16 protein-coding genes are annotated in these 19,044 nt (G+C 63.6%); 7 read left to right on the top strand and 9 right to left on the bottom strand.

Annotated elements, in window-relative coordinates; all coding sequences use genetic code 11:
• The 5 genes from Q1V43_RS13030 to Q1V43_RS13010 all read left to right on the top strand — a co-directional run.
• The coding region (locus Q1V43_RS13030) for an aminotransferase class III-fold pyridoxal phosphate-dependent enzyme (protein ID WP_300518707.1) at nucleotides 1-737 on the top strand (737 nt) is incomplete at its 5' end.
• Nucleotides 738-758: 21 nt separating this feature from the next.
• Nucleotides 759-1,943 (top strand): M24 family metallopeptidase, encoded by a 1,185-nt coding sequence (locus Q1V43_RS13025; RefSeq protein ID WP_300518704.1) that lies wholly within the window; start codon nucleotides 759-761, stop codon nucleotides 1,941-1,943.
• A 2-nt stretch (nucleotides 1,944-1,945) separates the two neighbouring features.
• Nucleotides 1,946-3,100 (top strand): acetylornithine deacetylase, encoded by a 1,155-nt coding sequence (gene argE / locus Q1V43_RS13020; protein WP_300518701.1) that lies wholly within the window; start codon nucleotides 1,946-1,948, stop codon nucleotides 3,098-3,100.
• Nucleotides 3,101-4,151: 1,051 nt separating this feature from the next.
• Entirely contained in the window at nucleotides 4,152-7,391 is a 3,240-nt protein-coding gene (locus tag Q1V43_RS13015; protein WP_300518698.1) for a Hint domain-containing protein, read from the top strand.
• A 360-nt stretch (nucleotides 7,392-7,751) separates the two neighbouring features.
• Entirely contained in the window at nucleotides 7,752-8,420 is a 669-nt protein-coding gene (locus Q1V43_RS13010; protein ID WP_300518696.1) for a Hint domain-containing protein, read from the top strand.
• Here the strand turns inward: Q1V43_RS13010 and Q1V43_RS13005 are convergent.
• The 7 genes from Q1V43_RS13005 to Q1V43_RS12975 all read right to left on the bottom strand — a co-directional run bounded on the left by Q1V43_RS13005 (nucleotide 8,387) and on the right by Q1V43_RS12975 (nucleotide 14,619).
• Complete coding sequence (locus Q1V43_RS13005) at nucleotides 8,387-9,004, bottom strand: nucleotidyltransferase family protein (protein WP_300518694.1); 618 nt, start codon at nucleotides 9,002-9,004, stop codon at nucleotides 8,387-8,389. The two genes, Q1V43_RS13010 and Q1V43_RS13005, sit on opposite strands and share 34 nt — an antisense overlap.
• Nucleotides 9,004-10,356 carry a branched-chain amino acid ABC transporter permease gene (locus Q1V43_RS13000; RefSeq protein ID WP_300518692.1) on the bottom strand — a complete coding sequence of 451 codons (1,353 nt, stop codon included), beginning with the start codon at nucleotides 10,354-10,356 and terminating at the stop codon, nucleotides 9,004-9,006. The genes Q1V43_RS13005 and Q1V43_RS13000 overlap by 1 nt, the downstream gene beginning before the upstream one ends.
• Complete coding sequence (locus tag Q1V43_RS12995; RefSeq protein WP_300518719.1) at nucleotides 10,353-11,363, bottom strand: branched-chain amino acid ABC transporter permease; 1,011 nt, start codon at nucleotides 11,361-11,363, stop codon at nucleotides 10,353-10,355. Before Q1V43_RS12995 ends, Q1V43_RS13000 begins: the two co-directional genes overlap by 4 nt.
• Nucleotides 11,363-11,626 (bottom strand): hypothetical protein, encoded by a 264-nt coding sequence (locus Q1V43_RS12990; protein ID WP_300518689.1) that lies wholly within the window; start codon nucleotides 11,624-11,626, stop codon nucleotides 11,363-11,365. The genes Q1V43_RS12995 and Q1V43_RS12990 overlap by 1 nt, the downstream gene beginning before the upstream one ends.
• Nucleotides 11,627-11,629: 3 nt before the next feature.
• Nucleotides 11,630-12,454 (bottom strand): ABC transporter ATP-binding protein, encoded by an 825-nt coding sequence (locus Q1V43_RS12985; protein WP_300518687.1) that lies wholly within the window; start codon nucleotides 12,452-12,454, stop codon nucleotides 11,630-11,632.
• Nucleotides 12,455-12,506: 52 nt separating this feature from the next.
• Nucleotides 12,507-13,292, bottom strand: a complete 786-nt coding sequence (locus Q1V43_RS12980; RefSeq protein WP_300518716.1) for an ABC transporter ATP-binding protein — start codon at nucleotides 13,290-13,292, stop codon at nucleotides 12,507-12,509.
• Nucleotides 13,293-13,437: 145 nt separating this feature from the next.
• The gene (locus tag Q1V43_RS12975; protein ID WP_300518685.1) at nucleotides 13,438-14,619 is read right to left on the bottom strand and encodes an ABC transporter substrate-binding protein; all 1,182 of its coding nucleotides are present in this window, start codon (nucleotides 14,617-14,619) and stop codon (nucleotides 13,438-13,440) included.
• 221 nt (nucleotides 14,620-14,840) lie between these two features.
• Here Q1V43_RS12975 and Q1V43_RS12970 point away from each other — a divergent pair, with 221 nt between their 5' ends.
• Nucleotides 14,841-15,932: a PQQ-dependent sugar dehydrogenase gene (locus Q1V43_RS12970; protein WP_300518682.1), complete on the top strand. Its 1,092-nt coding sequence runs from the start codon at nucleotides 14,841-14,843 to the stop codon at nucleotides 15,930-15,932.
• 22 nt (nucleotides 15,933-15,954) lie between these two features.
• Here the strand turns inward: Q1V43_RS12970 and Q1V43_RS12965 are convergent, their stop codons facing one another.
• Both Q1V43_RS12965 and Q1V43_RS12960 read right to left on the bottom strand, forming a co-directional pair.
• Entirely contained in the window at nucleotides 15,955-16,368 is a 414-nt protein-coding gene (locus Q1V43_RS12965; protein ID WP_300518680.1) for a hypothetical protein, read from the bottom strand.
• On the bottom strand, nucleotides 16,365-17,363 hold the full coding sequence (locus tag Q1V43_RS12960; RefSeq protein ID WP_300518677.1) for a GlxA family transcriptional regulator: 999 nt from the start codon (nucleotides 17,361-17,363) through the stop codon (nucleotides 16,365-16,367). Before Q1V43_RS12960 ends, Q1V43_RS12965 begins: the two co-directional genes overlap by 4 nt.
• Nucleotides 17,364-17,542: 179 nt before the next feature.
• Between Q1V43_RS12960 and Q1V43_RS12955 the strand changes: the two genes are divergently transcribed.
• The gene (locus tag Q1V43_RS12955) at nucleotides 17,543-18,916 is read left to right on the top strand and encodes a class II 3-deoxy-7-phosphoheptulonate synthase (protein ID WP_300518674.1); all 1,374 of its coding nucleotides are present in this window, start codon (nucleotides 17,543-17,545) and stop codon (nucleotides 18,914-18,916) included.
• The last annotated feature ends 128 nt before the right edge of the window (nucleotides 18,917-19,044 follow it).

The raw sequence follows: 19,044 nt of genomic DNA, 5'->3' as shown, positions 1-19,044 counted from the left end.
TGGCCGCACGTGACTGGAACCCGCTGCGCCGCTTGCTGGCGCTGCCCAATGAAAGCCGAGGGATCGTGCCGCCGCCCGCGGGGTATTGGCCGAGCATCCAGGCCGTGCTGGACAAGCACGACATCCTGCTGGTTGCGGACGAGGTCGTGACCGGATTCGGGCGGCTTGGCAGCATGTTCGGGTCCGATCACTATGGCATGCGCCCGGATATCATCACGATCGCCAAGGGGCTGACCTCGGCCTATGCGCCGTTGTCCGGGACGATCGTCAGTGACAGGGTTTGGAAAGTTCTGGAGCGGGGCACGGACGAAAGCGGCCCGATCGGCCATGGCTGGACCTATTCCGCCCACCCGATCGGGGCGGCGGCCGGGGTGGCGAACCTCAAGCTGATCGACAAGCTGAACCTTGTTTCGAACGCGGGCGAGGTCGGCGCCTATCTGAATCGCACCATGGCCGAAGCGCTGGCGGGGCATGCCAACGTGGGTGAGGTGCGCGGCGAAGGCATGCTCTGCGCGGTGGAGTTCGTCGCGGACAGGGATGGCCGCAAATTCTTCGACCCCGCCGACAAGATCGGTCCGCGGATTGCCGCCAGGCTTCTGGAACAGGACAGCGTGATCGCCCGCGCCATGCCGCAGGGCGATATCCTGGGGTTTGCGCCGCCCTTCTGTCTGACCCGTGAAGAGGCGGACCGGGTGGTCGCCGCCACCGCCCGTGCCGTTGCCGCCGTTCTGGGCTGACCCGAGGAAAGGAGCATGAACATGACCACATCCAACGCCCCCTTCAGCCGTGCGGAATACGATCGTCGCCTGAGCAAGACCCGCATCGCGATGGCGGCGGCCGGGCTGGACGCGCTCTTCGTCACCGACCCGTCGAACCAGGCCTGGCTGACCGGCTATGACGGCTGGTCCTTCTATGTCCATCAGGGTGTGATCGTCCTGCCCGAGGGCGAGCCGATCTGGTGGGGCCGCCACATGGACATGATGGGCGGGCGGCGCACCTGCTGGATGGATCACGCCAATATCCTGGGCTATGGCGACCACTATGTGCAGTCGACCGAGGTCCACCCGATGCAGGATCTGTCCGGGCACCTCAAGGCGCGTGGACTGGAACACGCGCGTATCGGGGTGGAGATGGAGAACTATTATTACTCCGCCAAGGCCCACGCGGTGCTGGCGACCGAGCTGCCCGGGGCCACGCTGGTGGATGCCACCGCGCTGGTCAACTGGCAGCGTCTGGTGAAATCCGGGGACGAGGTCGCCTTCATCCGCACGGCCGCAGCGATTTCGGAGCGGATGATGCAGGTCGCCATCGACCGGGCCGCGCCGGGGGTGCGCAAGAACGACCTGGTGGCGGACATCATGCATGCGGGCATCACCGGGGTCGGCGACGACTGGGGCGACTACCCGGCCATCGTCCCGCTGACGCCCTCCGGCCTCGACGCCACCGCCGCACACCTGACCTGGAACGGCACCCCGATGCAGGCGGGGGAGGCCACCTTCTTCGAGCTTTCCGGCTGTTATCGCCGCTATCACGCGCCGCTCTGCCGCACCGTGTACCTTGGCACGCCTTCGGACGCGGTACGCCGTGCGGAACAGGCGCAGCTGGAGGGAATTGCCGCCGGGCTGGAGGCCGCGCGCGCCGGAAACCGCACCTGCGATATCGCCAATGCCTTCATGTCCGTCCTGGCCAGGCACGGGATCGACCGTTCCGGACGCATGGGCTATCCGGTCGGGCTCAGCTACCCGCCCGACTGGGGCGAGCGTACCGCTTCGATCCGCAGCGAGGACGAGACCGTTCTGGAGCCGGGCATGGTCTTTCATTTCATGCCGGCGCTCTGGATGGATAGCTGGGGTCTGGAAACCACCGAAACAATCCTGATCCGCGAGGATGGGGCTGCCGAATGCCTCTGTGACATGGAGCGCAAGCTTTACGTGAAGGAGTGACCATGCTGGACGAGACCAAACGCATCCTGGCCGACCTGATCGCATTCCCCACGGTCTCGGCCGACAGCAACCTGGACATGATCGCCTATCTGGCCGCGCGTCTGGAGGACTGCGGTGCGCGGGTCGAGCTTCTGCAGGATGACAGCGGCACGAAGGCCAACCTCTGGGCCACGCTGGGGCCGGAGACGGATGGCGGGATCGTCCTCTCGGGTCACACGGATGTCGTTCCGGTCACGGATCAGGACTGGTCCCGCGACCCGTTCCGGATGGAGGAGCGCGACGGACGTCTCTACGGGCGCGGCAGCTGCGACATGAAGGGCTTCATCGCGGCCTGTCTTGCCATGGCCCCGCAGTTTGCCACCCTGGTGAAGACCCGCCCGCTGCATTTTGCCTTTACCTATGACGAGGAGGTGGGCTGCATTGGGGCCGGTCATCTGGCCCAGGTGCTCACGGCCCGGGGGCTTCGTCCCGGGATCGCAATCATCGGTGAACCCACCAACATGCGCATCATCGAGGGTCACAAGGGATGCTGCGAATATACGACGCGGTTTCAGGGCCTTGAGGGTCATGGCTCTGCTCCCGACCTGGGCGTGAACGCGGTGGAATATGCCGTTCGTTATGTCGCGCGCCTGCTGGAGCTGCGTGACCAGCTGCGCGGGATGGCCCCCGACGACAGCCGCTTCGTCCCCCCCTGGACCACGCTGAATATTGGTGCGCTGCACGGGGGAAGCGTGCACAATGTCATCGCGCCCAAGGCACAGGTTGACTGGGAAATGCGCCCGGTTCAGGGCTCGGATGGGGATTTCGTCAAGGACGCGATCAGGGCCTATTGTGACGAGGTGCTTCTGCCCTCCATGCGCGCGGTTCACCCCGATGCAACGATCGAGACGGAAGTGATCGGCGAAGTGGCCGGTCTGGTGCCCACCGACCGCAACGAAGCCCGCCGGATCCTGTCCGAGCTGACGGGCGCCAACAGCGCGGATGTCGTGCCCTTTGGTACCGAGGCAGGCATTTTCCAATCACTCGGGACCGATGTTGTTGTCTGTGGTCCGGGCTCTATCGAACAGGCGCACAAGGCGGACGAATACCTGTCGCTCGACCAGTTGGACCAGTGCCTTGGCGTTCTGAAAAACCTTGGCCGGAGATTGAGCGGATAAGTTTCGAAACCGGCCCGGACCACGGCGCCGACACGCCGGGCGACGACTGTCCGGGTCTGTCGGGTTTTGCTCGGTCTGTTCCCGTCGAAGAGGCCAGCCATGTGTCTGGAAGGGTCGAGATTTGCCCGCCGGGACGGCTGGCCGGGGGCGGATAGGTAAAAGCGAGTTGGAATGATTCGCATCTGCTTAACCCTGATCGTTTGGAAATCGTGACCGATCCAGTGTTTTGGCCCGGATTGGATACGCTTCGAAAACAGTTTCCAATCAAAACACCGAAGCAGCGTATGCGTCGGCCTATCACGTTGCGCCATGCACCGGGGCAGCCGGATTGTTTACGGCCAGGAAACTGTGCGCCGAAACCCGGGGCGCAAAGTCCGCCCCGGAACCCCGGTGATACGCTGGAATACATGGAAATGGTGAAATATGTGAGGGTCCGCAGAAACTACCTTAGATTGCAGTCCTCTGCTGTCTCGGAAACAATGAATGCGCATCATGTTGGTAAAAAAGGCAATTTCTGGACGCCTGTTAACCAATTGTGACGCAAGATTGCCTCAATTTCTGCACATTTGTCTTTTTGCGCGTCGGGTTTGCGGATAATTTGAACCTGCCCAACTGGGGGGCGATGTCTGTAGGCCACGGGGGCGGCCGCACGATGAACCACGGTGGTTTTTGCCGGGGGGAGACGTGTGTCCGTTGGCAGAATGGCGAATGGGCGCACGTGGAGTGCGATGGAAGTGGAGCCGGGACGGGATGCCGCGCTCTCCTTTTCGTATTCCGGGTCTTCGGACCCTTCTTCTCTCACATGGCAAATTTGGTGGCGTCGATGCGGCCCTCTCCGTGGCCGGTCATCGTTCGTCACAGGGTAACTGGTAGCGACACGACCTGAGAGGGGAAGTGAATGTACAAGGGATGGTTAAAGCTCGACGCGGCGCGCTTGTGCGCGGTGACGTTGTCTCCCGTACCGGTTCAAGTAATCCGCGCCTTCACGTGCACGGAGCATTCCGGGTCGCGCCTGCGCCGGCCCGGTTCGGAATGTTCATAGGAGACGGTCATGCCTGTTTATACGCTCGATTTTGAAAACCTCGCCGCTGGCGATATCGTAAACAATCAATATGAGGGGCAGGGGGTCACGATTTCGTCCAAGGCCTACCACCCGGCGATGGTGTTCGATACGGACAACCCGACCGGCGGGGACTGGGATCTGGCAACCAGCAACCTGGGCAACGTTCTGATCGTGTCCGAGGATGGAGACAGTTCCGACCCGGACGACAATGCGGGCGGTGGCTCCGTCTACTTCACATTCGACGAACCGACCGATGTCAAGAACCTGACCGTGCTCGACAACGAAGAGGGAGGCTACGTCAGGTTCTGGGACGTGGACGGAAACTACCTGGGCAAGGTCGAACTGCCCACGACCGGCAACAACGGTCAGGCCCTGGCCGAACTGAACATGGACGATGTCGGCTATATGCAGGTGAGCCTGTGCGGTTCGGGTGCGATCGACAATATCACCTATGACAGTCCGATCCATGCCGACCCGGAAGGCGACGGCTATGTCGAAGGGACCGCGGGTGACGACCTGATCGACGCCGCCTATACCGGCGACCCGGAAGGCGACATGATCGACGCGGGGGATGCGATCCTGCCCGGAGAGGGGCCACAGGACGATATCGTGCTGGCGGGCGCCGGTGACGACACCGTGATCTCGGGCGAGGGCGACGACGAGATCTACGCGGGTTCGGGCGACGATTTCGTCGATGGCGGCGTGGGCGACGATACCATCTACGGTGACGGCAACCTGGGCGGTCAGACCGACGTGGTGCGCGAGAAATTCGAGTGGGACGAGGCTCCGGGTTTCTCCGACGAGGCCGCCGCCAGCGCATTTACCCAGAACACCGGCAATGTCGAGGTGACGTTCTCGATCCTCGATACCAATGAAAGCCCGCAGGTCGAATACGAGGACAAGCCGGGCAATGTCGACGGTATCGATACCGGCGGCCTCGGGGATGTTGACCCGGGCTCGAACCTGGCGCTTGAAAGCAACAGCAATGACGAAGGCGCCACGGTCGCACTGGATTTCTCGGACGAGGTTCAGAGCGTCGAATTCAACATCAATGACGTCGACCATGACAGCGAAGTCTGGGTGAGGGCCTATGACGCGGACGGGACCGAGGTCACGGTCAACCTGTCCGGCGGCTCCGATGTCTCGGTAAGCGGAAACCATGCGGGATCCAACGGCGGCAGCGGACAGCCGGGCTCGTCGGATTATTCCGTTCAGGTTGTCATCCCCGGTCCTGTCGCCCGGATCGAGGTCGTTCACAACCAGGATGGTGGTGACACCAGCCATGTTCAGATCACCGACGTCTATTTCGATGTGATGGTCGGAACCGTGGACAACGGTCCGGCCGGCAATGACACCCTGCTGGGGGGGGCTGGCGATGACGTCATCTACGGTGAGGGCGGCGATGACGAGATTCACGGTGGTGACGGGTCGGACACGATTTCCGGGGGCGACGGTTCGGATACCGTGTTCGGTGGGGACGGGGACGATGTCATTGACACCTCGGGCAGCGACCCGCGCACCGACTATGGCTGGCCGGGGGTGATCGCGCCGGATGCGGATCCGTTCGACGACCGTGACACCGTGCACGGCGGGGCGGGCAACGACACGATCACCACGGGCGATGATCAGGACACCATCACCGGGGGCACCGGCGAGGATACCATTGACGGCGGCCTGGACGACGACACGATCGACGGCGGAGAGGGCAACGATTTCATCATTGGTGGTCACGGCTCGGACACGATCCAGGGCGGTGCTGGCAATGACGAGATCTGGGGTGGCCTGGGCCCGGACACCGATCCTTTCAACGCGCCGGACGTGGACCAGCCGGGTGACAGTTTCCCGATCGCCGATCCGGTGCCGAACAACGGGATCGACGTGATCCACGGCGGGGCCGGGAACGATACGATCTATGGTCAGGACGATGCCGATCAGCTCTTCGGCGACGCGGGCATGGATTACATCGACGGCGGGATCGACAACGATGAAATCCACGGCGGCGACAATGCCGATACCCTTCTGGGCGGGCAGGGCGACGATACGATCTTCGGTGACGATGGCGCCGACATCATCGAAGGTGGCACCGGCAACGATGTGGTCGATGGTGGCCGCGGCGCGGACCGGATCTTCGGCGGTGAAGGCGACGACCTGCTGGATGGCGGAACCGGCGGCGACTTCATCGACGGTGGCGCGGGGGATGACACCATCCTCGGCACCACGGGGCGCGATGAGCTGCATGGCGGTGACGACAACGACACCATCACCGGCGGCCTTGGCGAGGACGTGATCGACGGTGGGAACGGCGACGACATGATCGACGCCGGTGGCGACGATGACATCGTGTCCGGCGGGGCCGGAAATGACACCATCACCGGCGGGCTGGGCAACGACCAGATCGACGGTGGCGCCGACCGCGATGTGATCCACGGCGTGAACGCGGGCGACACCGTGGACGGTGGCGCGGCTGGCGATGACTGGGACGTGCTGGACCTGACCGGCTCGGCCCCCTCGGGCGGCAGCCTGGCGGTCACAATCACCGGCCCGGACAGCAACGGCAACGGCTCGGACGGCTATGTCACCTATTTCGACAGCAACGGGGACGTGACCGGCACGCTGCAATTCGAGGAGATCGAAGAGATCGTGCCCTGTTTCACCCCCGGCACCCTGATCGCCACGCCGAAGGGCGAGCGCCGGGTCGAGGAGCTGCGCGAAGGTGATCGGGTCATCACCCGCGACAACGGGATCCAGGAAATCCGCTGGGTCGGCCACAAGCCGTTGGACTGGCGCCAGCTGCAGGCCAACAGGCATCTGAAACCGGTGCTGATCCAGGCCGGGTCGCTGGGCAATGGCCTGCCGGAACGTGACATGCTGGTCAGCCCGAACCACCGTGTTCTTGTGGCCAATGACCGCACCGCTCTGTATTTCGAGGAACGCGAGGTTCTGGTCAGCGCCAAGCACCTGGTCGACAACAAGGGTGTGCACCGGGTTGATGCGATGGGCACGACCTATATCCACTTCATGTTCGATCACCACGAGGTGGTGCTGTCGGACGGGGCCTGGACCGAAAGCTTCCAGCCCGGCGACTACGCGCTCAAGGGGCTCGGCAATGCGCAGCGCACGGAAATCTTCGAACTCTTCCCCGAGCTGGATACGGTTCAGGGTGTCGAGGATTATACGGCCGCGCGCCGAACCCTGAAGGCACATGAAGCGAAGATGCTGATCACGTGATGCAGCGGGTCCGCCCGGTTGCGGCGGGCCACATCCCATGGCGGGGAGGGTTGCCCCGTTGAGGGACCACCGAATATCCGTATTGGTCAGATGCTGTCGGCGTGACGATCCCGGTGTTTCGGTAATGTGAACAATCCCGCAGACAACTGCGGGATTGTTTGCATTTCATTGGGGCAGGAGATGCGGCATCGGATCACCGACCTCAGGTCAAGATTTACGATGAAATAGATGTAAAATCACGGTTTTGAACCGGCAAATTTCCCGTTTCGAGCACGAAGAATTCACAGTTTGGGCAGAATTCGCCCGTAGCATGGCTGCGAGTCCCGATAAACGGGGCCGTGAAAGATATTGAGGTTGTGTATGTTGAGCTTCAGGGACAACTGGGCGGAACTTGACGCCGAGCTGGATTTTTCGGGTGAACAGTCCTTTCCCCGTGCGGTACCGAAATGCCGGGGCGGTGCCTTTGCCCTCTCGGGCCTGTCGCCCGATGCGATGATCCTGACCGACCAGGGCGAACGTCCGGCGCGTGACCTGGTGGCGGGCGATCTTGTCATGACCCGCGACAACGGGATGCAGCCGGTGCTCTGGGCCGGCCGGTCGCGCGATCCGAAAACCGGTCCTGCGCCGGTGCGCTTCAAGGCGCGGGGGCAGGGGGAAGGCTCGATGGTTCTCGCGCCGGGGCACCTGGCCCTGTTGGATCATGCCAAAGCGGAGCTGCTATTCGGTGTCAGCGAAGTTCTGGTCCATGCCAGTGACCTGACGGATCTGCCGGGTGTCAGCCCTGCTCATCGGTCCGCGCCCGCCTGGGTGCATCTCCTGCTGCCCGGGCACGAGCTTGTCCGTGCGGCCGGGGTCTGGGTGGAAAGCCTCGCCCCGGACATGCGGCAGATGGAATGTTCCCACCCGGACCTGGCCGAGGAAATCTGCACCACCGTGCCGCGGCTGCGCTATGCGCAGGGTCGTGCGGCCTATCAGGTGCCCCGGGTGGTGATAGATCACAAGGAACTGTCACTGCTCCTGTCACTCTGAGCCGCGCGCCAGCGCGCCCAGGCTTCCGGCGTGTCCAGGTCCGTGACCGCATGGTCGCCGGGCAGGGGCACCAGGATGACATCCTCGCCTTTCAATACCTGCCGCGCGCCCTCGTCGCCCGACACCTGTTTGAGCGTGTCGAACAGGCGGCGGGGCAGCAGCACGGGATGGCCGGCCACCCCTGCGGCGCTGGCCCCGCGTCGTACCGTGCCGTCAAAACCGTTCAGCACGGTGCGCAGGTCGTCCGAGGTCAGGTCGGGAAGATCGGCCAACAGGATCAGCACGCCCGGGATCCCTGCGGGCAGGGCGGAAATCCCGGCACCAAGGGACGTGCCCAAGGGGCCCGGGTCCACCTCGACCAAGGTGACGTCCAGACCCTCCAGCGCCACCCGGCGGATGGTATCCGCGCGGGGCAGGGTCACGTAGACTGGCGCACCGGTGTTCAGGGCGGCCTCTGCGCGGTCCCGGATCAGGGGCTGTTGCCCGCGCACAGGTTCCATCAGTTTGTCCCGTCCCCCCATCCGCCGGGAAGCCCCGGCAGCCAGAACAAGTATGGGGATCAGGCTCGGGACAGGCGGCGGCATTACTTCTCGGGGACCAGGCCGCGTGGGCTGAACCTGAGCACAAGCAGCAGCACGATGCCCATGGTAAACAGGCGCATGTGGGCAGCCGAATTGATGAGGTGGGTTTTCAGGTCGCCATCCACCATGCCCGAGGTGATCAAGCCCATAAGCCAGTTGCCGATCGGCTCCACCTGGATCCACAGGAACCAGATCAGGAAGCCGCCCAGAATGGCGCCGAAGTTGTTGCCGGAACCGCCAACGATCACCATGACCCAGATCAGGAAGGTAAAGCGCAGCGGGTTGTAGGTGCCCGGTGTCAGCTGCCCGTCCAGCGTCGTCATCATCGCCCCCGCCATGCCGGCGACCGCCGAGCCCAGGATGAAGACCTGCAAATGGCGCCTGGTCACGTCCTTGCCCATCGCCTCGGCGGCGACCTCGTTGTCGCGAATGGCGCGCATCATGCGGCCCCAGGGCGAGTTCAGCGCGGCCTGGCTCATGATCAGCAGGATCACGAGAACCACGGTGAACAGCAGGCCATAGTTCAGCTTGACCGCGATGGTCGAGGCGGTCGTGACATCCACGCCCCAGCCGGCGGCGCGTTCGGCGAAACTGGCCGAGTTCTGCAGGTCGACCTCGTAGGGCACGGGACGGGGCAGGCCGATCACGTTCTTCACGCCGCGCGACAGCCAGTCCTCGTTCTTCAGGACCGCGATAATGATCTCGGAAATGCCCAGCGTGGCAATCGCCAAGTAGTCCGAGCGCAGCCCCAGAGCGGTCTTTCCGACGACCCAGGCCGCCCCGGCGGCCAGCAACGCCCCCACGGGCCAGGCCAGCACGGCCATGTAGCCATGGGCGCGATAGTTCTCGGCCCCGCCCGGGTTCAGGCCCCCGAGGTAGCCGGTCAGCGCCGGGTTGATCGCCTCGACCGCGATCACTCCGCCATCAAAGACAAATCGATAGAGGAAGAAGCCACCGATCAGCACCGCCAGCGTGGCCAGCGCGCGCTTCCGGCCCCTGGCCATGTTCCTCTGAACCATGATGGCGGCGACGATGGAGGCTGCGCCCAGCAGAAGGCCCGCGAAAATGCGAAAGCCCCCGGCGCTCCAGGCACCAGGCGTGGAAGGCATGGAAATGATCACGGTGGCAAGACCGCCGAGGGCCACGAACCCCATGATCCCCACGTTGAACAGGCCCGCGTAGCCCCATTGCAGGTTTACCCCCAGTGCCATGATCGCCGAGATCAGCGCCATGTTGAGGATGGTCAGCGAGCTGTTCCAGCTGCCCGAAAAGACCCAGGCAGAGGTGGTGCCTTCGAGGATGAAAAGCGCCGCGACGGCGGCAAAAAGAAGCGGAGTGCGAAGGGTCTGGCTCATACCGATTGCCCCTTGAAAAGCCCGGTGGGCTTGAACAGCAGAACCACGATCAGAATGACGAAGCTGACCGCGAATTTGTAGTCGGTGGACAGAAGCTGCACCAACCCGTTGGGCTCAAGCGCCTCGGGCATCAGGTAGGTGGCGACCTTCTTCCAGGCATAGGTGACGGTGACTTCGGAAAAGGCAATCACGAAGCCGCCCGCGATGGCGCCCAGCGGATTGCCCAGCCCGCCCACGATGGCAGAGGCGAAGATCGGCAGCAGCAGTTGGAAATAGGTAAACGGCTTGAAGCTCTTGTCCAGCCCGTAGAGCACCCCCGCGATGGTCACAAGCCCCGCGACGATGATCCATGTCACCATGACCACGCGTTCCGGGTTGATGCCCGACAGAAGCGCCAGATCCTCGTTGTCCGAAAAGGCGCGCATCGACTTGCCGGTGCGGGTCTTGTTCAGGAACCAGAACAGCGCGGCCACGACCAGAACGGCGGTGACGATGGTGATGCCCTGCGAGGTCTTGAAGGCAAGCCCCTCGTTCAGGCCCGACCAGGTCTTGAAGTCCCGCGCGCGGATGATGAAACGCGCGCCATCGCCAAAACGCTGTTCGCCCGGGCCGATGATGAAGCGCACCAGACCGTTCATGATGAACATGACCCCCAAGGACGCCATGACATAGACAATGGGTTTTGCCTTTACCCGGCGATAGAACCTGTAGACCACCCGGTCGGTGGCCAGCATCATCAGCGCGGTGCCGGCGATGCCGAAGGGCAGGGCCAGCAGCGCCGTGGGCAGCGGCCCCAGGCTGAGCCCCATGCCCTGGAACCACCAGGTAAACAGGATCGTCACCATGGCGCCGAAGGCCATGCTGTCGCCATGGGCGAAGTTCGAAAAGCGCAGGATGCCATAAATCAGGGTGACGCCCAGGGCGCCCAGGGCGAGCTGCGACCCGTAGCTGATCGCGGGGATCAGCACGAAGTTCGACAGCGCGACAATGGCGTTCAGAAGGTCCATCATTCAACCTCTTTGCAAGTGCCAAGCAGCAGGGTGCGCAGGGGCGGATCCAACCGCCGCATCATCGCGCGCCCATCGTCTTGCACGGTCAGGAACCGTGCGATGTGCGGGTCCGAGAATTCGATCCGCGTCAGATCGCCCTCGGCAGGTGTTTCAGTGGTTGCCATTGCGGGGGCGCCCAGGTCCATCGCACCCGGACGGGCGAAAGCGGGCAACGCCATGGCCGGACTGGCGATCGGGGACAGGAGGGCGGCGCGCAGCATCCCTCAGCCTCCCAGGAAGCTCGCGCGGACTTCCGGGTCGGCCAGAAGCTCCTTGCCGGTGCCGGTATGGGCATTGCGGCCCTGTACCAGAACATAACCTTTGTCCGCGATCTCAAGGGCTTGTCGGGCATTCTGTTCCACCATCAGAATGGAAATCCCGGTGCGCGCGACCTCGATGATCCGGTCAAACAACTCATCCATCACGATCGGAGAGACACCGGCAGTGGGTTCGTCCAGCATCAGGAGGGTGGGCTTGGTCATCAGCGCGCGGCCCACGGCGACCTGCTGACGCTGGCCGCCCGACAGTTCGCCCGCCGCCTGATTGCGCTTGTCGCGCAGGATCGGAAACAGCTCATAGACCTGCTCCATCGTATGCTTGATGTCATCGTTGCGGATGAAGGCGCCCATTTCCAGGTTCTCTTCCACCGTCATCGAGGTAAAGATATTGTGGGTCTGTGGCACGAAACCCATGCCCTTGTGCACCCGCGCCTGGGGCGAGAGGCGGGTAATGTCCTCGCCATTCAGCTTCACCGCACCCTCGCGCACGTTCAGCATGCCGAAAACCGCCTTCATCGCGGTCGACTTGCCAGCGCCGTTCGGGCCGACGATCACTGCGATCTCGCCCTTTTCCACGGCGATGGTGCATTCATGCAGGATGTTCGGCCCCTTGCCATAGCCGCCGGTCATCGTGTCACCGATCAGGAAGGGACCGCCTGGGGCGGGGACCGCCGGGCCGGTGTCTTCGATCGGGCTCATGGTGCCCTTGCCGTGCGGGTTGGTGATCGAGGCGTCCTTGTTGCCGTGATCGCCATAGGGATTCGTGCTCATCGTCGTCGTCCTATCGGCTGTTCAGCCGCCGGAAACCGACCCCGGTCGCGGGTCAGGCGTTTTCCAGCTTGTCCTTGTTCTTCAGGCCGGTGCCCAGGTAGGCCTCGATCACCTGTTCGTTGGCCTTGATCTCGGCCAGGGTGCCCTCGGCAAGCACTTTGCCCTCGGCCATGCAGATCACCGGGTCGCAGAGCCGTTCGATGAAGTCCATGTCGTGCTCGATCACGACAAAAGTGTAGCCGCGTTCCTTGTTCAGACGGATGATCGCGTCGCCGATCGTGTTCAGAAGAGTGCGGTTCACGCCCGCGCCAACTTCGTCGAGGAAAACGATCCTGGCATCGACCATCATGGTGCGGCCGAGTTCCAGGAGCTTTTTCTGTCCGCCCGAAATCGCCCCGGCCGGGTGATCGGCGAGGTGGGAAATGGTCAGGAAATCAAGCACTTCATCGGCCTTGGCTCGCAATGCGCGTTCTTCCTCGGCAATGCGTTTGCGGCCGAACCATGTGTTCCACAGGCTTTCACCGGATTGGGCGCCGGGCACCATCATCAGGTTCTCGCGGCAGGTCATCGACCCGAACTCGTGCGCAATCTGGAAAGTGCGCAACAGTCCCTTGTGAAACAACTCGTGCGGCGGCAGGCCGGTGATGTCCTCTCCACCCATGGTCACGCGTCCGCTGGTCGGTTCAAGAACACCAGCAATCACGTTGAAAAGAGTGGTTTTTCCCGCTCCATTGGGGCCGATCAACCCGGTGATCGAGCCGTCATGGATGGTCATGGTCGCGCCATCCACCGCGTGGAAACCGCCGAAATGCTTGTGAACGTCCTCGATGACGATCATGTTGTCCCCTTCCAACCCGTGGTTGGCCCGTTTGACCAACCTTCGGCTGGTTCGTTATGTCGCCACAACTTCAAGTTGGGGCGTCGTGTTTATGGAAACAGCCCGGGAATTCCCGGGCTGCCTCGAAATCGGTTTCGATCGCGGATCAGCGGTAGCCGACTGTGACCTGTTCGCCGTTCTCGATCTTGATCTGACGGTAGGAGCCAGATGCCTCGCCACCGTTGATCAGCTCGACCGCGGTCGCGCCCACATAGTCGATGTCTCCGCCGCCCGCAAGGATTTCCAGACCCTTGGCCAGCTCGCCCGGATAGATCTTTTCACCCGGGGCGTTGGCGACCATTTCGATCTTGCCGGCGTAGTCGCCCGGCTCGGTGGAGCCGGCGGCCTGCATGGCCAGCATCAGGAGCGCGGCGGCGTCATAGCTTTCGCCGGTGTAGGGCGAGGTGACGTCGAATTTGTCGCCCACCATCTCGGCAAAAGTGGCGGCACCCGGGCTATCGGTGCCCGGCACCTGGCCGGTCGAGCCGTTGATGTCGGCGCCGAAGTTGGCGGTCAGGTTCGAACCGATCATGCCGTCCGGGAAGTGGAACATGTCAAACGCGCCGGTGTCCAGCGCGCTGCGCACGATGCCGGCACCACCCTGGTCCACGTAGCCCGCGACGACCAGCACTTCGCCACCGGCAGAGGCCAGTGCGCCGACTTCGGCGGTGTAGTCCGCCTTGCCGTCTTCGTGGGCGGCAACGATGGTCACTTCACCACCGGCGGCTTCGAATTCCGCCTTGAAGGCGTCGGCCATGCCCTTTCCGTAGTCATTGTTGGTGTAGGTCACGGCAACCGATTTCACGCCGCCTTCCATCAGGATCTGCGACATGACGGCCGACTGGCGGGCGTCCGACGGCGCGGTGCGGAAAAACAAACCGTTGTCTTCGGCCGAGGTCAGGCCCGGCGAAGTGGCAGAGGGCGAAATCATGACCATGCCGTTGGGCACAGCGACATTGGCCAGCACGGCGCCGGTCACGCCCGAGCAGTCGGCGCCCATGATGCCCTTGACACCTTCGGCGGTGATCAGGCGTTCGGCAGCGGCTGTCGCGGCGGCGGCATCGACACAGGTCGAATCGGCGCGCACGGCGGTCACGGACGAGCCGCCCATGAACTTGCCCGAAGCGGTGACTTCTTCCATTGCCAGCTCGGCGCCCGCGGCCATGTGCGGGGTCAGCGATTCAATCGGGCCGGTAAAGCCCAGGATCACGCCCAGTTTCACTTCCTCGGCCTGGGCAGCGCCCGCAACCAGAGCTGTCGCGGCCGTAGCCAGAAGCAGCTTTTTCATTGTGTTCTCTCCCAATTGGAACAAATTTCCGGCCTTCACCCTAGATGCGGTTTGTTTGATTGAAAAGAGCAGAAACCGAAGAAATCGGAGCAGGTTCGGACAATTGGCACGCGAAATATCATTGGGTGGCGCGCGCCGGATTTACATTCACATTTGCGTATAAAATGTGGACGTAAGGTAAGCTTGGCGGCAGGCTGGGGCAATATTCGCGAGGTGTCCGCATGTTCCGTCTGATCCTTCTTGTTCTGCTATTTGCCACGCCGCTTCGGGCGCAGAGCATCGACAGTTCCCAGGGGCCGATCCGGGTCGAGGTCATGGCCGAGGGGCTGGCGGTTCCCTGGGGCTTTGCCTTCCTGCCGGAGGGCGGGGTTCTCGTGACCGAACGGGACGGGGCGCTGGTGTTGCTCAAGGACGGCAAGGCCGCGCGGGTCTCCGGCGTGCCGGAGGTCGTGGCGCGCGGGCAGGGCGGTCTTCTGGACGTGATGGTGCCGCGCGATTTCGCCACGAGCCGCGAGGTGTTCCTGAGTTTCTCGAAACGTCAGGGTGGCGCCTTGCGCGCCGGTGCCGGCACGGCGCTGGGGGTTGGCCGGCTGGAGGGCGCCTCGCTTGTGGATTTCCGGGTGATCTTCGAGATGAAACCGGGCAGCTCCGGCGGGCGGCATTTCGGGTCGCGTATCGTCGAGGCACCGGATGGGCGGCTGTTTCTGACCGTGGGCGAACGGGGCGACCGTCCGGCGGCGCAGGATCTGGCGCGCCACGAAGGCAGCGTCATCCGCATCAATCGCGACGGCTCGGTGCCCGGCGACAATCCTTTTGCCGGGGTCGAGGGCGCCGCGCCCGAGATCTGGAGCTACGGCCACCGCAACCCGCAGGGCGCGACACTGGGGCCGGACGGGCAGCTCTGGGTCGTCGAACATGGGGCACAGGGCGGCGACGAGGTGAACCTGGTGCGGCGCGGGGCCAACTACGGCTGGCCGGTCATTGCCTATGGGCGCCATTATTCCGGCGCAAAGATCGGCGAGGGCACGCGAAAAGAGGGGATGGCGCAACCCGCCCACTACTGGGACCCCTCGATCGCACCCTCGGGCATGATGATCTATTCCGGCAAGCTCTGGCCTGCGTGGCGCGGGCATGTCTTTGTCGGCTCGCTGAAATTCGACTACCTGTCCCGGCTGAACCCGGCGGGCTGGGCCGAGGAACGGCTGGCCTCCGACGATACGCTCAGGGTGCGTGACGTGCGCGAGGGGCCGGACGGGGCGATCTGGATCCTGTCGGTGGGCAACGGCACGCTTCTCAGGCTCACGCCGGGCTGAGGCGATGTCGACGGGGGAAAGATCAGACCTCGGGCCAGGCCAGCAGGTCGGCGGACCATAGGCTGCGTTTGGCCTCGAAGCTTTCACCCCCACAGATGACCTGCGCGTCGTAATGGGTGCCCCCGTTGATCTGATCTTCATACAGGCGGGTCACGACCAGCGTCCGGCCGGCCAGCGGGCAAACGAGCCGTGTCTGGCCGCCGGGGTCGTTATTGTCGGACAGGAACATGCGCCCGCCCTCGAAGGCGCGCAGGCTCATCGTGCTGCCCGCCGGCACTTGCAGCCGTTTTCCGATCACCCCGGCTTCGGCACTTTCGCTGGAGACGGGAACCCGATCCTTACCAAGCATCGCGGCCCCGACGACCGGCGTATAGGCAAGCACCGAACAGCCACTGGTGACTGCGGCGAACAGGGCCAGGATCAGGAAGCGTTTCAAACGGACAACCGCGTCGCCTGGCTGCCGCGTTCGCGATATGGCGTGGTGTTGTAATGTGCCCGGTAGCATTTCGAGAAATGCGACGGGCTGGCGAAACCGCAGGCCAGCGCCACGTTGATCACGCTCATGTCGGTCTGCATCAGGAGGTTGCGCGCCTTCTGCAGGCGTAGTTCCATGTAATAGCGTTTCGGCGACCGGTTCAGGTAGCGGCGGAACAGGCGTTCCAGCTGGCGCGTCGACATGCCCACGTCCTTGGCCAGAATCGAAGGCGACACGGGTTCCTCGATATTGGCTTCCATCATCTGGATGACAGCGGACAGTTTCGGATGGCGTACGCCGATGCGGGTCGGCACGGACAGGCGTTGCGTGTCCTGGTCGGTGCGGATGGTGGTATAGATCTGCTGATCGGCCACCACATTGGCCACTTCTTCGCCGTGATCGTCGGCAATCAGTTTCAGCATCAGGTCGATCGCGCTGGTCCCACCCGCGGTGGTCATGCGGTTGCCATCGACCACAAAGACCGATTTGGTCAGTTCGACCTCGTCGAATTCCTCGGCGAAACTGTCGTGGTTTTCCCAGTGGATCGTGGCGCGTTTGCCGTCCAGCAGCCCGGCCTTTGCCATCACGTGGGCGGCGGTGCACAGACCCCCGATCGCCACGCCCCGGCGCGCCTCGCGCCTGAGCCAGTTCAGCATGCGCTTGGAGGTGTTGGCCTGCACATTGACGCCCGAACAGATCAGCACCGTATCGTCGCGCTTGAGCTCTTCCAGGTCCATGTCCAGCCTGAACTCCGGCCCGGCGGAGCTGATCACGCTCTCGCCCCCCTCGCCACAGAGCACCCATTCATAAGCGTCCGCCCCGAAATTCCGGTTGGCAATGCGCAGCGCATCCAGCGCGCCCGCGAAGCTGAGCAGCGTGAAATCGTTCAACAGAACGAAGACGAAGCGCCGGGGTTTCTCCGGTGCCTCGAAAGCTATGGTGTTTGCGCGACTCATGTCTCTCCCTTTTCGGGCGCGGAATTAGGGTACTCCATCAGGTTTGCATAGCCCATACAAGACAGGTTCTGTCGGTTTTTTTGCTACACAACCGTGTTTGCAGGCGCGGCAAGTTCGGCTATACGGGGCTCCTGATGCCGTTAACGGTATCATGAAACTGACCAATCGGAGCAAAGAAGATGACGGACTGGGATAAAACTGCATGGCGCAACAAGCCGCGGGTGCAGATGCCGGATTATACCGATCCCTCCGCCCTGGCGGAGGTCGAGGAACAGCTCGCCAAATATCCGCCGCTCGTCTTTGCGGGCGAAGCGATGCGGCTGCGCGGCGCGCTTGCAAAGGCCGCACGTGGCGAGGCTTTCCTGTTGCAGGGCGGGGACTGTGCCGAAAGCTTCTCGGAATTCTCCGGCGACAATATTCGAGACACGTTCAAGGTCATGTTGCAGATGGCCATGGTGCTGACCTACGGCGCCAAGGTGCCGGTGGTGAAAGTGGGCCGCATGGCGGGGCAATTCGCCAAGCCACGTTCGGCCCCGACCGAGACCGTGGACGGTGTGGAACTGCCCAGCTACCGTGGCGATATCATCAACGAGCTGGACTTCACCCCGGACGCCCGCATCCCCGACCCGCGCAAGATGCTGAAGGCCTACACCCAGTCGGCCGCCACGCTGAACCTGTTGCGCGCCTTCTCGACCGGCGGTCTGGCGGATGTGCACCAGGTGCACCAGTGGACGCTCGGGTTCACCGAACGTGACGAGGCCGAGAAATACCGCGACATGGCGAACCGCCTGTCCGATACGCTCGACTTCATGAAGGCCGCGGGGATTACCGCCGACAAGCTGCACACGCTGCAGGCGGTGGATTTCTACACCTCGCACGAGGCGCTGCTGCTGGAATACGAAGAGGCGCTGACCCGTCTCGACGCGACCACCGGCAAGACCGTCGCCGGGTCGGGCCACATGATCTGGATCGGCGACCGTACCCGTCAGCCCGACGGCGCTCATGTGGAATTCTGCCGGGGCGTGATCAACCCGGTCGGGTTGAAGTGCGGCCCCACCACCACCGAGGAAGACCTCAAGGTGCTGATGGCCAAGCTGAACCCGGAAAACGAAGCCGGACGTCTGACGCTGATCGCGCGCTTTGGCGCCGGCAAGGTGGCCGACCACCTGCCGCGTCTGGTCAAGACCGTGCAGGAAGAGGGCGCCAACGTGGTCTGGTCCTGCGACCCGATGCACGGCAATACGATCAAGTCGGCCTCGGGTTACAAGACCCGGCCCTTCGATTCCGTGCTGCGCGAGGTGCAGGAGTTCTTCGCCGTGCACAAGGCCGAGGGGTCGATCCCCGGCGGCGTACATTTCGAGATGACAGGCCAGGACGTGACCGAATGCACCGGTGGCGTGCGGGCCGTGACGGACGAAGACCTGTCGGACCGGTACCACACCGCCTGCGACCCGCGCCTGAACGCCTCGCAGTCGCTTGAGCTGGCCTTCCTGGTCGCCGAGGAACTGTCGGCCCTGCGCGCCGGCCCGGCGCAGCAGGCCAAGGCTGGCTGAGCCTACCTGTCAGTTTGAACAGCAAAACGCCCGCCGGTTTCGGCGGGCGTTTCGTTTTCCGGGTCGCGGCGCGCACAGGTATGGTCCGCGGATGGCGCCCGGATTTGCGAGAGTTCAAATCCCCGGGC

It is taken from the genome of Aliiroseovarius sp. (assembly GCF_030148435.1).
Taxonomy (GTDB): Bacteria; Pseudomonadota; Alphaproteobacteria; order Rhodobacterales; family Rhodobacteraceae; genus JASBTN01.
The sequence above is the reverse complement of the archived record's forward strand: the minus strand, read 5'-3'. Positions and strand labels throughout refer to the sequence as shown.

Excerpts from the sequence above, each read along its gene's own strand:
- Q1V43_RS12975 (WP_300518685.1), bottom strand. The coding sequence starts at position 14,619 with ATGAAAAAGCTGCTTCTGGCTACGGCCGCGACAGCTCTGGTTGCGGGC.
- Q1V43_RS12990 (WP_300518689.1), bottom strand. The coding sequence starts at position 11,626 with ATGCTGCGCGCCGCCCTCCTGTCCCCGATCGCCAGTCCGGCCATGGCG.
- Q1V43_RS13025 (WP_300518704.1), top strand. The coding sequence starts at position 759 with ATGACCACATCCAACGCCCCCTTCAGCCGTGCGGAATACGATCGTCGC.
- Q1V43_RS12995 (WP_300518719.1), bottom strand. The coding sequence starts at position 11,363 with ATGGACCTTCTGAACGCCATTGTCGCGCTGTCGAACTTCGTGCTGATC.
- Q1V43_RS13005 (WP_300518694.1), bottom strand. The coding sequence starts at position 9,004 with ATGCCGCCGCCTGTCCCGAGCCTGATCCCCATACTTGTTCTGGCTGCC.
- Q1V43_RS12980 (WP_300518716.1), bottom strand. The coding sequence starts at position 13,292 with ATGATCGTCATCGAGGACGTTCACAAGCATTTCGGCGGTTTCCACGCG.
- Q1V43_RS13010 (WP_300518696.1), top strand. The coding sequence starts at position 7,752 with ATGTTGAGCTTCAGGGACAACTGGGCGGAACTTGACGCCGAGCTGGAT.
- argE (WP_300518701.1), top strand. The coding sequence starts at position 1,946 with ATGCTGGACGAGACCAAACGCATCCTGGCCGACCTGATCGCATTCCCC.
- Q1V43_RS12985 (WP_300518687.1), bottom strand. The coding sequence starts at position 12,454 with ATGAGCACGAATCCCTATGGCGATCACGGCAACAAGGACGCCTCGATC.
- Q1V43_RS13015 (WP_300518698.1), top strand. The coding sequence starts at position 4,152 with ATGCCTGTTTATACGCTCGATTTTGAAAACCTCGCCGCTGGCGATATC.
- Q1V43_RS13000 (WP_300518692.1), bottom strand. The coding sequence starts at position 10,356 with ATGAGCCAGACCCTTCGCACTCCGCTTCTTTTTGCCGCCGTCGCGGCG.
- Q1V43_RS12960 (WP_300518677.1), bottom strand. The coding sequence starts at position 17,363 with ATGAGTCGCGCAAACACCATAGCTTTCGAGGCACCGGAGAAACCCCGG.
- Q1V43_RS12955 (WP_300518674.1), top strand. The coding sequence starts at position 17,543 with ATGACGGACTGGGATAAAACTGCATGGCGCAACAAGCCGCGGGTGCAG.
- Q1V43_RS12970 (WP_300518682.1), top strand. The coding sequence starts at position 14,841 with ATGTTCCGTCTGATCCTTCTTGTTCTGCTATTTGCCACGCCGCTTCGG.